Below are 14,491 nucleotides of genomic sequence, written 5' to 3'. Positions count from 1 at the left end.
AAGAATTAAGCGTTACCTTTTGCTTTTTTGATTACAGCTTCCGAAATGTTAGAAGGCGTTTCAGCGTAGTGCGAAAACTCCATTGTAGAAGTTGCACGACCTGAAGACAATGTTCTCAATGTTGTTACATAACCGAACATTTCAGACAATGGCACATCAGCTTTGATGGTTTTTGCACCGTTTCTGTCACCCATGTCATTCACCTGTCCACGACGACGGTTGATATCACCTACGATATCTCCCATGTTCTCTTCCGGAGTGATAACTTCCATTTTCATGATCGGCTCCAAAACGATTGCTCCTGCAGCTTTAGCTACTTCTTTGTAACCCATTTTAGCAGCCAATTCGAAAGAAAGCGCATCAGAATCCACAGGATGGAAAGATCCGTCCAATAAAGTTACTTTCAAGCTATCTACCTGGTAACCTGCAAGAGGCCTCTTGTTTCATCGCTTCGCGGAAACCTTTCTCAACAGATGGGATATATTCTTTAGGAACGTTACCACCTTTTACCTCGTTAACAAACTGCAATCCTACAGGAACTTTACCGTCAACTTCGTCAGCAGGCTCTAAACGGAAAACGATGTCACCGAATTTACCACGACCACCCGATTGTTTCTTGTAAGTCTCTCTGTGTTGTGCAGATTTTGTGAAAGCTTCTTTGTACTCAACCTGAGGCTCACCTTGGTTAACTTCAACTTTGAATTCACGTTTCATACGATCCACAAGGATATCCAAGTGAAGCTCACCCATACCAGAAATAATAGTCTGTCCTGAAGCTTCGTCTGTACGCACTGTAAATGTTGGATCTTCTTCAGCCAATTTAGCCAAAGCCATACCCATTTTATCAACGTCTGCTTTAGTTTTTGGCTCGATAGCGATACCAATTACCGGCGCAGGGAATTTCATCGACTCAAGGATGATAGGATGTTTCTCGTCACACATGGTGTCACCAGTTTTGATATCCTTAAATCCAACAGCCGCACCAATATCACCAGCCTCGATGTACTCGATTGGGTTTTGTTTGTTGGCGTGCATCTGATAAATCCTAGAAATACGCTCTTTGTTACCTGAACGTGTGTTCAAGATGTAAGAACCTGCATCCAAACGCCCTGAATAAGCACGGAAGAAAGCAAGACGACCTACGAATGGGTCAGTAGCAATCTTAAATGCCAAAGCCGCGAAAGGCTCTTTTACATCCGGACGACGTAAGATTTTAGTTTGGTCTTCTTCCAATAAATCAGCATCGTCAGGGTGAATCCCTTGGATACCTTCTTTATCTAACGGAGAAGGCAAATATTTACAAACCGCATCTAGCATGAACTGAACTCCTTTGTTTTTGAAAGAAGAACCAGCGATCATCGGGATGATAGCCATGTCCATAGTAGCAGCGCGCAATGCGTTGTTGATTTCCTCTTCAGTGATTGAATCCGGATCTTCCATGTATTTGTCAAGAAGATTCTCATCGTAATCAGCTACTGCTTCGATAAGGATGTCTCTGTATTCTTTTACTTCGTCAACCATATCCTCAGGAATCGGCACGATATCGAATGTAGCACCTTGCGTTGCATCATGCCATACGATAGCCTGATTCTTCACCAAGTCAACCACACCTTTAAAGTCGATTTCATCACCGATTGGCAACGTAATCGCTACAGCGTTTGATTTCAACATGTCACGAACCTGTTGGCAAACTCCAAGGAAGTTTGAACCTTGACGGTCATTTTATTAACGAATCCCATACGTGGTACACGGTATTGATCCGCAAGTCTCCAGTTGGTTTCTGATTGTGGTTCAACACCATCAACTGCAGAAAACAGGAAAACAAGACCATCCAACACACGAAGTGAACGGTTTACCTCTACGGTAAAATCCACGTGTCCCGGGGTATCGATAATATTAAAGTGGTAAGGAAGACTCTCAGGAGTCAGTTTACCCTGCTCGGTCGGGAAATTCCACTCACATGTCGTAGCCGCCGAAGTAATGGTAATACCACGCTCCTGCTCCTGCGCCATCCAGTCCATTGTTGCAGCACCATCGTGCACTTCACCAATTTTGTGTGATTTTCCGGTATAAAAAAGGATACGCTCAGTAGTTGTCGTTTTACCGGCATCAATGTGAGCTGCAATTCCAATATTTCTTGTGTATTTTAAATCTCTTGCCATTTCTTATGATTAAAATCTAAAGTGAGAGAATGCTTTATTTGCTTCAGCCATTTTGTGAGTATCCATTCTCTTTTTAACTGCTGCACCTTCTTCTTTAGCCGCAGCCAAGATTTCAGAAGCAAGTTTCTGAGCCATAGATTTCTCATTTCTTCTACGCGCGTAAAGGATCATCCATTTCATCGCCATAGAAATTTTACGGTCTGGTCTGATTTGCATCGGAATCTGGAATGTAGCTCCACCAACACGACGGCTACGTACTTCTACGTGCGGCATAACGTTGGTCAATGCATCTTTCCACAATTCTAATGAAGATTTTTCTGCATCTTGCTTTTTAGTTTCGATGATGTCAATGGCATCATAGAATACTTTAAAAGCTGTTGATTTCTTTCCGTCCCACATTAAGTTGTTCACAAAACGGGTTACCAGTTGGTCGTTAAACCTCGGATCTGGTAAAAGGGGTCTTTTTTTGGCCGCTCTTTTTCTCATGTCTTAAAGTTTTAGTCCAAAGTCTAAAGTCTAAAGTCTAAAGATGTTTCTTTCGACTTTCGGCTTGTCACTTTCGACTGTTTAAAAATTTACTTTTTTGCTTCTTTAGGGCGTTTAGCACCGTATTTAGATCTTCTTTGCGTTCTTCCAGCTACACCTGATGTATCAAGCGCACCACGAACGATGTGGTATCTAACTCCCGGTAAATCTTTAACCCTTCCACCCCTAACTAATACTATCGAGTGCTCTTGCAGATTATGTCCTTCACCAGGGATGTAAGCATTTACTTCATTTCCATTGGTCAAACGTACACGCGCTACTTTACGCATCGCAGAGTTTGGTTTTTTTGGAGTTGTAGTGTAAACACGCGTACAAACACCTCTTCTTTGAGGACAAGAATCTAAAGCAACCGATTTACTCTTCTTAGTTATCTGAGTTCTTCCAGTTCTTACTAATTGTTGAATTGTTGGCATAATTAATACTAAAAATTACTAAAATATAAAATTCCCGCTTTTTACGGGGTTGCAAATGTAGTGATTATTTTTAATGAAACAAATCATAATTGATTAATTTTCAAGAAAGACCGTCCGCCGGAAAGAGAAAGACACACGACCGCTGCGCTGCAAGAAGAAAGACAACAGCATTGTGTTATAAAAGTGGCTTTTCTATCCTTTTTGTCTTGCAGCGCAGCGCTCTTGCATCTTTCAGTGAAGCGGTCTTTCAGCGAAGCGGTCAAAATTTCCATAGTCTATATGATTCCGCGCTTTTTTGCGTTATTTTTATCGAAATTATAATTCCGTTGAAACATTTTCTTTCCCTGATTTTTTTGATGATGGCCTGTTCCGAAATATCGGCGCAGCAATTGTACCTGAAAATCAGCGGTAATTCTGAAAAGGAAACCAAAATCATCGATTCGATTTCGTACAACCCGGTTCATCCGGATTTGAAATCAATCCAAACCGAAACTTCTAATTTGTCCGAAAAACTAACGCGGCTTGGTTTTATCGAAAATGAAATCCGCGCCAGCGAAAAAATAAACGACACACTTTTTTCGACCATCATTTCGATTGGCAGCAAAACAAAATCTATTCATATATATATAGGAGAAAATGTAAAATCGAAAACTGCCGGAATTCTTAATTTCAAAAAAGACACTTTGGAAATCGCTTTCGCGGAAACGGAAAATTTCCTTAACGGCACTTTGAGTGAATTGGAACGAAAAGGGTATTCATTGGCAAAACTGCAGCTTTTCAATTTCCGGAAGATGAGAAATTCGCTTTATGCGGAACTCAAACTCGACCTTGGGCAAAAACGACAGGTTAACGATATAGTCATTAATGGTTATGACAAATTTCCAGAAGGCCACAAAGCGAACATCAAAAGACTGTATCGGAATAAAGTTTTCAATCAGGATAACCTGAAGAAAATTCACGATGATTTTGAGCAATTTCGTTTTGTGCGGCAGACAAAATATCCTGAAATCCTTTTTACAAAGGACACGACGAAGGTTTATGTCTATTTAGAAAAAGCAAAGCCAAGTAAATTCGAAGGTTTTGTAGGATTTTCAAACGATGAGGATACGAATGTAAAACTCAATGGTTATTTGGATTTATTGCTTGTGAATGCACTAAATTCAGGTGAAGAATTTACGTTGTACTGGAAAAGCGACGGCAATGACCAGAAGACTTTCAACGTCGGATTGGAATTGCCTTACGTCTTCCGTTCGCGATTCGGACTTAAAACTTCACTCAATATTTTCAAGCAGGACAGTACTTTCCAAAACACGAAAACCGCAATCGACGTTGGTTATTATTTCAATTACAATACGCGTTTGTATCTTGGATATCAGGCAACTGAATCGAGCGATATCCAAAACCAGAATTCATCAAGCATCAGCGATTTCAAGAATTCTTATCTCACTTCGCACTTTGAATTTCTTGATTTCAACACCGATGATTTTCTTTTTCCTGAGAAAACCAGAATTATTTTAAAGGCCGGAACTGGAAAACGTGATTCAAAACTCGATTCTGACAACCAGTATTTCCTGAATTTTGATATCAAACATGCGATTTTTATAAGTGAAAAGAGCAGTTTCAATCTTAGGACACAGAATTATTACCTCAAAAGCAGTCATTACATCATCAATGAGTTGTTCAGATTTGGCGGCATTAATTCGATCCGGGGGTTTAATGAAAACAGCCTGCAGGCGAACGCATTTGCCTCGCTTTTGACGGAATATCGCTATAAAATTACGCCATCGCTTTACGCTCACACCATTTTAGATTACGGATTTTATGATGACAAAACGAGTGATTCCAATGGCAATTTACTCGGAATTGGTGTCGGATTCGGAATTTTAACAAAAAATGGTTTACTCAACCTGATTTATGCCAATGGAAGCGCTAACCGTCAGCAAATCAAACTCTCAAACTCTATTGTTCATATTAGTTTTAAGACGAATTTTTAAAGAATTTCGTTAAACATTGAAGATTTATCAACAATTATTTGGAATGTTAACGAATTATTAAGACTTTTGGGTATAACTAAATCAAATTAATATGAAACCAAAAAAATTAACAAATTACCTGGCACTGCTCTTTGTGCTATTTGTGCAATTAGGTTTTGCACAAGAAGAACCGTGACGGGTACCGTTTCGGACAGTAATGGTTTGCCGCTTCCGGGAGTAAGCATTCTGGTAAAGGGCACATCAACCGGAACGCAAACTGATTTTGACGGGAAATATTCCGTATCCGCATCGCCAACCCAAGTGTTGGTTTTTTCATTTATTGGAATGAGGACGCAGGAAGTAACCGCTTCTTCCAGCACACTAAATGTGAAATTGCTTGACGATGCCGTTGAACTTGAAGGAGTTGTCGTAACAGCACTCGGTATTACAAGAGATAAAAAATCGCTTGGATACGCTGCTCAAAAACTGGATTCCGGAGATGTAAATTCTACTCCTACCAGTAACTTCACTAACAATCTTGCCGGTAAGGTTGCAGGTCTTGAGGTCAGGAAAAATGCAAATTTTGGAGGATCTACCAATATCGTATTGAGGGGTACAAAATCGTTGACAGGTAACAACCAGGCACTTATCGTACTTGATGGTGTGCCGATTACAAATACCAACCTTAACAAGCGTGATGCTGCCAATGGACGTGACGGATTTGACTTTGGTAACTCTGCGGGTGATATCGATCCAAATAACATTGAATCGGTCACTGTACTAAAAGGCGCGGCCGCTACAGCACTTTACGGAAGTCAGGCAGCCAACGGAGCTATTATGATTACTACCAAAAAAGGAAAACAAAATACTGGTTTAGGTGTTTCTTTCAGCTCAACTTCTTCGGTAGGAATGATTGACAAAAAGACATTCCCTAGCTATCAAAATAAATATGGAGAAGGTTATGCCGGAGAAGATAGTTTTATTATCGCCGATGTGAATGGAGATGGTATCGATGACACGATGGCTTCTACGGGGGATGACGCCTCCTACGGACCTGCATTTGATCCCTCTTTAATGGTATACCAGTGGAATTCTTTTGCAGAAGGAAATCCGAATTTTGGTGCTGCAACGCCATGGGTTGCCGCAAAACATACACCGGTTGACTTTTTTGAAAAATCTTTCAGCACAGTTAACAGTGTAAATATCAATGGTGGCGATGAGAAAAACGCTTACAATTTTGGATTTACAAACAACAATGAAAAAGGTACACTTCCAAACAGCCGCCTTAATAAAAATACTATTACAGGAAATTTCACAAGGAATCTTTCAAGTAAAATTAAAACTACAGCATTCTTTACTTTTTCTGATCAAAGTGCGGTTGGCCGTAATAACTTAGGATATGGTGATAACTTTTTAGGAGGTTTCAGACAATGGTGGCCGGTAAACGTTGATATCAAAGAATTAAAGCAAGAATACTTCAGAGACCGTCAAAATGTAACCTGGAATCCTGCTGATCCTTTAGGTTTGGACCAGCTACGCCTGACTTTCGAACCAGCTTATTGGAACAACCCGTATTGGGATCGTTATGAAAACTATTCTTCAGATTCTAGAACCAGAACGATTGCAGGAGCTAATGTAAGCTACGATGTTGCAAAAGGATTCAATGTTTTGGGACGTGTAACAGTTGAAACTTCTAACGACCGTCAGGAAGTAAGAAAAGCAATCGGCAGCCACGCTGAAGAATTCGGATTGACACAGGAAACGATCGGTTCCGGTTACGGACTTTACACCAGAAGATTCCTTCAATCGACTTACGATTTCATCGGGACTTATGATACAGACCTTACCAGCACCATTGGAATGAAACTTTTGGCAGGTAGTACTTATATCAAATCATCAGTAGATGAATTTGAAGGTTCTACAACCGGAGGACTCGCTGCTCCTGGCCTTTACACACTTGCTAATTCTAACGTATTTGTTGCACCTGTAGAAGGCGAATACAAATATGAAAAAATGGGCATCTATGGTTCTGCTTCCTTTGATTTGAAAAACACTTTCTTCCTTGAGGGTTCATATAGAGTTGACGCATCAACGGCATTGCCGCAGAATAACGACACTTACAATTACTTTTCTGTTGGATCAAGCTTAGTATTTTCGGAATTTGTTAAGCAACCATGGTTATCACTTGGAAAAATTCGTGCCAGTTACGCTGAAGTAGGTAATGACCCTGCATATGGAAGACTTGGAGCAAGAGTTAATAACGGGTTAGTAAACGGAAATCCAACTTTCGGCAACTCTTCTGTATTCGTACAGTTTCAAAACTTGAAACCTGAAAAACAAAAAAGTATTGAATTTGGTTTGGAGGCTTCTATGTTCAACAGAAGACTTAATTTTGATATGTCTGTTTACAAAACCAATACTTTCGACCAGATTTTCAACGTTCCTCAATCTACTTCTACTGGTTTTGCAAGCGCCCAGATCAACGCCGGAGAGCTTCAGAATAAAGGTGTGGAAGTTTCGTTATCAGGATATCCAATTAAAACAACAGATTTTTCATGGATGATTGGCGTAAACTGGTCTAAAAATAAAAATGAACTTATTGCACTCGACGCAGGACGTTCAAACCTTCAATTGGCGACTTTCCAGGATGGTGTGTCATTGAATGCAACAGTCGGTCAAGCATACGGAACCCTGAGAGGCACAGACTATTCGTATGATGATAACGGGAATAAGATTGTTGATGCCGATGGTTATTATGTGACCGAGACTGACAAAGTAATCGGAAATATTCAGGCTGATTGGATCGGTGGTATCAACAACAAATTCAGTTATAAAAACCTGTCTTTCAGCTTCCTTATCGATATTAAAAAAGGTGGCGATGTATTTTCGCTTGACCAGGATTATGGACTTTACACCGGAATTTATCCTGAAACTGCAGGACTCAATGATTTAGGAAACCCTGTTAGAAATCCATTAACTGGCGGAGCTGATTCCGGAGGTATAATCTTACCTGGCGTAAATGAAGACACAGGCGCACCCAATACCGTTAGAATCGATGCGTCTCCAGGAGCTGGTTCAGCTTTCGGAAACGGCGTACTGCCGAATAAAGGTTTTATTTATGATGCTTCTTACGTGAAGCTTAGAGAAGTTGCACTTTCCTATTCTTTGCCTTCGAAGTTTTTAGACAGAACTTTCCTGAAATCAGTTACGCTAAGCCTTTTAGGAAACAATTTATGGATCATCCATAAAAACTTACCTTATGCAGATCCTGAAGCCGGAACATCTTCAGGTAACGTTCAGGGATATCAGTCTGGTGTGATGCCGTCTGAAAAAGTTTATTCATTTAACGTTAAAGTAAATTTCTAATATGAAAAAGATAGTGTTCTCAATAGCTTTTATGTCCCTTGTATTCACGGGATGTAATAACAATTCCGATGACTTCAATAACAATCAGGATGCACCATATGAAGTTTCCCCGGAATCTTTACTAACTAATGCGGAAAAAGAACTTGTTGATCAAATGACCACACCTAGCGTAAATTTAAATCCGTTTCGTTTTTTTCTCCCAATATTGGGCTGAAACAACTTACAACGATGAGACACGTTACAGGCTTACGACAAGAGCAGTTCCCGATAATCACTGGAATAATTTATACAGAAATGTTCTAGGAAATCTGGCATCTGCAAGAGACTACATAACTGCCGAGACAAATCCTGGTGATGTTTCGGATGCTGAGTGGACTTTGCAGCAGCAAAACAAGCAGGCAATCATCGAAATTCTGCAAGTGTATACTTTCCAGGTTTTGGTTGATACTTACGGAGACGTACCTTACACAGATGCACTGCAGCCCGCAACGATCAAATTGCCAACTTATGAAGACGATGCAGCAATTTATCCAAAACTAATTACCAGGTTAGATGCTGCACTTGCTCAGCTAACCGACGGAAGCGCTTCTTTTGCGAACGGAGAATACCTGTTTGACGGTGACGTTGCAACCTGGAAAAGATTTGCTAACTCTCTTAAAGTCAAAATCGGAATCAACCTTGCAGATGTAAGTCCGGCATTGGCACAATCGACCGTTGAATCAGGCTTTAACGGTGGCGTTATTACTGATAATAGTCAGAATGCAAGCTTTAACTACCCTGCTGCAGCGCCAAATTACAACCCAATATATGGGGAACTCGTAGCGAGCAACAGAAATGACTTTATCGCCGCAAATACGTTTATAAATGCGCTTGAAGCTATGGGTGACCCTAGAATAGATGTTTATTTCAATCCTGTCGCGGGCAGCTACATCGGTGGAAATTATGGTTTTACCAATAATCCTTATGCGGCGTTTTCACAAATTGACGAAAGATTCAGAAAGCCTGATCTGCCAGGACAGTTATTCGAAGCAACAGAAATGAATTTCTATCTTGCGGAAGCAGCTGCCAGAGGTTATGCTGTAGGAGGTTCTGCAGAAGATTATTATAATGCCGCAATTCGCGCTTCATTTGAATTTTGGGGACTTACACCTGCACAAGCTGATACTTACTTAACTAAGCCAACTGTCGCTTATGCGACCGCTGACGGAGATTTTAAGCAAAAAATTGGCATGCAGGCTTGGTATGCACTTTACAATAGACCTTTTGAATCCTGGACTTCTTACAGAAGACTTAATTATCCAGCACTTGCTGCTCCTTCAAATGCTGTAGCTTTAGCTGATGGGGAAGTTCCGAAAAGGCTAAATTATCCGGTAAACGAAAGGACGGTAAATGGAGACAATTATAATGCAGCTGTTGAGGCCATTGGAGGTACAGACAGACTCAGCGGTCATGTTTTCTGGGATGTAAATTAAAATTCATTGAAAACGTTACATATAAACCACCGGTAAAAACCGGTGGTTTTTTTATATCTTTGCGCCATGGAAAAAGAACATCAAATATTCGGAATCAGGGCCATTTCAGAAGCCATTTTAGCAGGAAAAGCAGTAGATAAGGTATTTATCCAAAAAGATATTTCCGGTGAATTGATGAAAGACCTGATGAAAGTTATGAAACGAAACGACATCAATTTTTCCTACGTTCCGGTCGAAAAACTGAACAGATTGACACCAAATAACCATCAGGGTGCCGTAGCAACCATTTCCCCTATCGGTTTCATGGACTTGGAAACGATGGTCGAAAGCGTTATCGCGACAGGAAAAATCCCATTGTTCCTAATCCTGGACCAGATTTCAGATGCACGGAATTTTGGCGCCATCATTCGAACTGCCGAATGCACAGGCGTCGATGGGATAATCGTTCAAAAAGCTGGCTCTGCCCCAGTAAACGGAGATACTGTAAAAACTTCAGCCGGTGCCGTTTTCAATGTGCCGATCTGTAAAGTAGAGCATATCAAAGATGCCATTTTTTATTTGCAAGGCTCTGGAATCAAAACAGTTGCCGCTACTGAAAAAACCGAACAAGATATTTACGATATCGCACTGAACGAAGGAGTTGCCATCATTATGGGTTCGGAAGATCGGGGCATAAATCCTTCTGTATTGAAAATTGTAGATGAGAAAGCCAAACTTCCAATGTTTGGCTCAATCGGATCCTTGAATGTTTCTGTAGCCTGCGGGGCTTTTTTATACGAAGCAGTGCGCCAGAGAAATTAATTTACTCTGATTTTTCTTCTTTCTTTTCCGGGATAAATTGGTAAACGTACCGAATCTGCGGAATTTCCGTAACCATATCTATTTCCGGTTCAGGTTCCGGCGGCGGTAAATTCACGAAATTTCCATTTTGGTCAAAACGCTGCATGAACTTATCTTCTTCCGGGTTATAATCTGGTTTTTGCCAGTCATATTTGAGGAATTTTTGGTAATCAGGAGTTTTGTAATAAATCGCAAAAGCAAATCCGGTAATCAATCCCGCCAGATGACCTTCCAGGAAATTGTTTTGTCAACTTCAGGAAAAACATACCAAATCATTCCACCATAAATCAAAACAACGGTCAGCGATAATGCCATCAAACGATAATATTTCGCGCGCAATCCTTTGAAAAAAATAAAGGAGACCAATACGTAAATCAGGCTACTCGCGCCAATATGATATGAACTGCGACCGATAACCCATGTAACCAATCCTGATAAAATGATTCCGTAAAACAGAACTTTCAGCGATAAATTGCGGTAGAAATAAATCAGTGCTGTAGTAAGGATAAATAGCGGCAATGTATTGCTTGCAATATGTTTGATGTCACCATGTAAAAACGGACTGAATAAAACACCTTGTAATCCGGATAAAGTTCTCGGGAGAATTCCGTGTTCGGAAAGACTGACGCCGAATTTATTTTCAACGAAGAAAACGCCCCAAATCAACAACAGCAAAAATGTTGGAACGATCCAGACAGAAGGCGTGAATTTAAAATGGTTGGTTTCGTCCATGATTGGTTTTTCCGGAATTATTTCAAAAATGCCGCCAAAAAACAAAACGTGCTATTTTGTCAGATTTTGTTATGGAGATAGGTGCTAGCCCGGATGGGAAGCGTTATCCTTTTGCTGCCTTCTTTAGGCAGCGAAAGATAAAGCGGACAGCCGGAAATAGCTCCTTAAAAAAATACTAATCCCAAAAAAAGCCCGTTCAAAAATTCGTAATTTTACCAAATGGAAGCACCGTTAGCAGAAAGAATCCGCCCAAAAAAATTAGAAGATTACGTCAGCCAGTTGCATTTGGTTGGTCGGCAAGGCTCATTGACGCAGCAAATCGCCAAAGGAATTATTCCGTCATTGATTTTCTGGGACCTGCCCGGGACAGGGAAGACTACGCTGGCGCAAATCATTGCCGAAGAATCGAAACGGCCGTTTTATATCTTAAGTGCTATCAATTCTGGCGTAAAGGATATTCGCGATGTTATTGATAAAGCCAAACAAAGCGGTGGACTTTTCACGGCTAAAAATCCGATTTTATTTATTGATGAGATCCATCGTTTCAGCAAATCACAACAGGATTCGCTACTGGCAGCGGTGGAAAAAGGCTGGATTACTCTGATTGGCGCGACGACCGAAAATCCGAGTTTTGAGGTCATTCCCGCTTTACTGTCGCGTTGTCAGGTTTATATCCTGAATGCGTTCTCAAAAGACGATTTGGAAGTTTTACTGAAGCGTGCAATGAAAGAAGACGTCGTGATGCGCGGCAAGAAAATAAAATTACGCGAAACCGAAGCATTGTTGCGGCTTTCTGGCGGCGATGGCAGAAAGTTACTCAACATCTTCGAACTCGTCGTAAATGCGTCGCCAGAAGGCGAAATTGTGATTACAAATGACCAGATTTTGAAACTGGTGCAACAGAACACAGTTTTATACGATAAAACCGGCGAGCAGCATTATGATATCGTTTCTGCTTTTATCAAATCAATTCGGGGAAGTGATCCGAATGCTGCGGTGTACTGGCTGGCGAGAATGGTTGAAGGCGGCGAAGATGTGAAATTTATTGCGCGCCGGATGCTGATTTTGTCGAGTGAAGATATCGGGAATGCCAATCCGACTGCATTCATCATGGCGAATAATACCTTTCAGGCAGTTTCGACAATCGGTTATCCCGAAAGCCGGATTATCCTGAGCCAATGTGCGGTTTATCTGGCAACTTCTCCGAAAAGCAATTCAAGTTATATCGCGATTGGGCAGGCGCAGCAAATTGTCAAACAGACTGGTGATTTGCCCGTTCCGATGCATTTGCGTAATGCGCCGACGAAATTGATGAAAGAATTGGGTTATGGCGAAGAATATAAATATTCGCACGACTTCCAGAATAATTTTGCAGAGCAGGAATTTTTACCGGATGCGATTTCTGGAACGGCGATTTATAATCCGGGGCAAAATTCGAGGGAAAATGGCACGCGTGAATTCTTAAAAAACCGCTGGAAAGACAAATACGGTTATTAGAATTTGATGTTGAGTTTTTCTGAAATCAATTTGTCGTCTTTGTAATAATCGAAAATCCATTCGCTATTTTTCTTGTATACAACGCCTTGCTTATTGTCACCTGTTGCCATGTAATAATCGGCCTGAGAAGTTTTTGTAAGCCTTAAAACTACTTTTGGCGTGTTGTCGACCAATTGAAATCCGTTAGCAGTTGGCTGCGCAAATAATAAATCCGGATTGACGGTGCTGGTTACTGCAATTGGTTGAGAAACTTCAGTGATTTTTACAGGATTAGTATTCGGTTGCGGAGCTTCCGGCTTCGGCTTCTGACCTGAAAATTGAGTATTGCCATTGTATTTGTAATTTAAAGCCGCGACAGATTTAAAAGCATCTTCAAGCGCCTGTGGGTAGCCTTTTTCGAATTCTTTGTCAATCCCCTTCCCGACTTCACTTGTATAAATCACTTTGCCCCAACAATCTTTAAAAACGATTTGCACTTTTACCTTGAAAGTTGAATTCACTTTCAGCACATCAATAAAAAGCTTGTCGCATTTGTCGCCGGATAATTCTGCCGGAATTGTCGTTTCATAAAAAGACTCGAACCCAAGCTTTGTCAGATAGGATTTTGTAAGCGTACTGAGTTTGTATTGATTTTGCTGTTTCTGAAAATCATATTTAACCGGAATGATGACATATTTGTAATCGTTGACACTTTGCGAAATTCCTGAAAATGTAACAGATAAAAGCAAAAAGAAGAGGATTTTTTTCATTTATAAATAATTTTTTAAAGCCGTCAGATGGCTTATTTGTTTAATTTTTTGGTCAACTTGAATATTTGCGGTATTGAAAAAAATCGCGTCGATACCGAAATTCATAGCGCCTTCAACATCTGCATCAAAACTGTCACCAATCATGATGCTGTTTTCTTTACTGGTTTTTGCAAGTTGCAGCGCATATTCAAAAATCTGCGGATTCGGTTTCTTTACACCTGCCATTTCAGAATTTGTAACCGTTGAAAAATAATGCCCGATTCTGGCATTGTTGATTTTATTGCCCTGAACTTCATGAAAACCGTTTGTAATGATGTGCAGGTTGTATTTTCCTTTCAGGTAATCAAGAATTTCTATTGTTCCTTCAAAAAGATGATTGTTCTGTGGCAGGTAATGAATATAATCCTCAGAAAGCAAATTAATCAATTCGTCTGTAACTGGAAATTCCATCAGGTCAAAAACATCCTTCAACCTTCCGTAACGCAATTCGGCGGTCGTTATTTTTTCGTGCTGGTACAATTGCCAATATTGAAAATTTATCGGATTGTAATGCCCAGGAAAACTTTAATGTCAACATCAATTTTATGTTTTTCAAAGATAGCTTCAAACGCCAATGCTGAATTCTTCTCAAAATCCCAAAGCGTATGATCTAAATCAAAAAAAACATCTGAAATCGTTGGCACCACAGCAAATTAATTTAACGCAAAGGTCGCAAAGTTTTTCTTTCAACCGACACTTCAA

General features: G+C 40.4%; 13 protein-coding genes and 1 pseudogene. 5 read left to right on the top strand and 9 right to left on the bottom strand.

Annotated elements, in window-relative coordinates; genetic code table 11:
• Positions 1-5: 5 nt before the first annotated feature.
• The 5 genes from ACSLFW_RS07320 to rpsL form a co-directional block, all read right to left on the bottom strand.
• Entirely contained in the window at positions 6-392 is a 387-nt protein-coding gene (locus ACSLFW_RS07320; RefSeq protein WP_436555233.1) for a hypothetical protein, read from the bottom strand.
• A 16-nt stretch (positions 393-408) separates the two neighbouring features.
• Positions 409-1,671, bottom strand: coding sequence for an elongation factor G (locus ACSLFW_RS07315; RefSeq protein WP_436555232.1), 1,263 nt, complete (start codon positions 1,669-1,671; stop codon positions 409-411).
• Positions 1,665-2,162: a GTP-binding protein gene (locus tag ACSLFW_RS07310; RefSeq protein ID WP_436555231.1), complete on the bottom strand. Its 498-nt coding sequence runs from the start codon at positions 2,160-2,162 to the stop codon at positions 1,665-1,667. Before ACSLFW_RS07310 ends, ACSLFW_RS07315 begins: the two co-directional genes overlap by 7 nt.
• Positions 2,163-2,171: 9 nt before the next feature.
• Entirely contained in the window at positions 2,172-2,648 is a 477-nt protein-coding gene (rpsG, locus tag ACSLFW_RS07305) for a 30S ribosomal protein S7 (protein WP_436555230.1), read from the bottom strand.
• A gap of 89 nt (positions 2,649-2,737) precedes the next feature.
• Complete coding sequence (gene rpsL / locus ACSLFW_RS07300) at positions 2,738-3,121, bottom strand: 30S ribosomal protein S12 (RefSeq protein ID WP_007136570.1); 384 nt, start codon at positions 3,119-3,121, stop codon at positions 2,738-2,740.
• Between the two features lie 356 nt (positions 3,122-3,477).
• Here rpsL and ACSLFW_RS07295 point away from each other — a divergent pair, with 356 nt between their 5' ends.
• The 4 genes from ACSLFW_RS07295 to rlmB all read left to right on the top strand — a co-directional run bounded on the left by ACSLFW_RS07295 (position 3,478) and on the right by rlmB (position 10,733).
• On the top strand, positions 3,478-5,115 hold the full coding sequence (locus ACSLFW_RS07295; protein ID WP_436555229.1) for a hypothetical protein: 1,638 nt from the start codon (positions 3,478-3,480) through the stop codon (positions 5,113-5,115).
• A 171-nt stretch (positions 5,116-5,286) separates the two neighbouring features.
• A complete protein-coding gene (locus ACSLFW_RS07290) occupies positions 5,287-8,460 on the top strand; it encodes a SusC/RagA family TonB-linked outer membrane protein (protein ID WP_436555228.1) in 3,174 nt (1,057 codons plus the stop codon).
• Between the two features lie 179 nt (positions 8,461-8,639).
• Positions 8,640-9,932, top strand: coding sequence for a SusD/RagB family nutrient-binding outer membrane lipoprotein (locus ACSLFW_RS07285; RefSeq protein WP_436557393.1), 1,293 nt, complete (start codon positions 8,640-8,642; stop codon positions 9,930-9,932).
• Positions 9,933-9,998: 66 nt separating this feature from the next.
• Positions 9,999-10,733 (top strand): 23S rRNA (guanosine(2251)-2'-O)-methyltransferase RlmB, encoded by a 735-nt coding sequence (gene rlmB, locus ACSLFW_RS07280; protein WP_436555227.1) that lies wholly within the window; start codon positions 9,999-10,001, stop codon positions 10,731-10,733.
• A 1-nt stretch (position 10,734) separates the two neighbouring features.
• On the opposite strand, the gene ACSLFW_RS07275 is transcribed toward rlmB, so the two are convergent.
• Positions 10,735-10,986: a hypothetical protein gene (locus ACSLFW_RS07275; protein WP_436555226.1), complete on the bottom strand. Its 252-nt coding sequence runs from the start codon at positions 10,984-10,986 to the stop codon at positions 10,735-10,737.
• Positions 10,983-11,549: a rhomboid family intramembrane serine protease gene (locus tag ACSLFW_RS07270; protein WP_436555225.1), complete on the bottom strand. Its 567-nt coding sequence runs from the start codon at positions 11,547-11,549 to the stop codon at positions 10,983-10,985. Before ACSLFW_RS07270 ends, ACSLFW_RS07275 begins: the two co-directional genes overlap by 4 nt.
• A gap of 174 nt (positions 11,550-11,723) precedes the next feature.
• Here ACSLFW_RS07270 and ACSLFW_RS07265 point away from each other — a divergent pair, with 174 nt between their 5' ends.
• Positions 11,724-13,001: a replication-associated recombination protein A gene (locus ACSLFW_RS07265; protein WP_436555224.1), complete on the top strand. Its 1,278-nt coding sequence runs from the start codon at positions 11,724-11,726 to the stop codon at positions 12,999-13,001.
• Here the strand turns inward: ACSLFW_RS07265 and ACSLFW_RS07260 are convergent.
• Both ACSLFW_RS07260 and ACSLFW_RS07255 read right to left on the bottom strand, forming a co-directional pair.
• A complete protein-coding gene (locus tag ACSLFW_RS07260; RefSeq protein WP_436555223.1) occupies positions 12,998-13,750 on the bottom strand; it encodes a hypothetical protein in 753 nt (250 codons plus the stop codon). The two genes, ACSLFW_RS07265 and ACSLFW_RS07260, sit on opposite strands and share 4 nt — an antisense overlap.
• Positions 13,751-14,436: pseudogene (locus ACSLFW_RS07255) on the bottom strand (YjjG family noncanonical pyrimidine nucleotidase).
• Between the last annotated feature and the right edge of the window lie 55 nt (positions 14,437-14,491).

The organism is Flavobacterium sp. 3HN19-14, assembly GCF_051373205.1.
Taxonomy (GTDB): Bacteria; Bacteroidota; Bacteroidia; order Flavobacteriales; family Flavobacteriaceae; genus Flavobacterium.
This window is presented reverse-complemented; position numbering and strand designations above follow the sequence as displayed.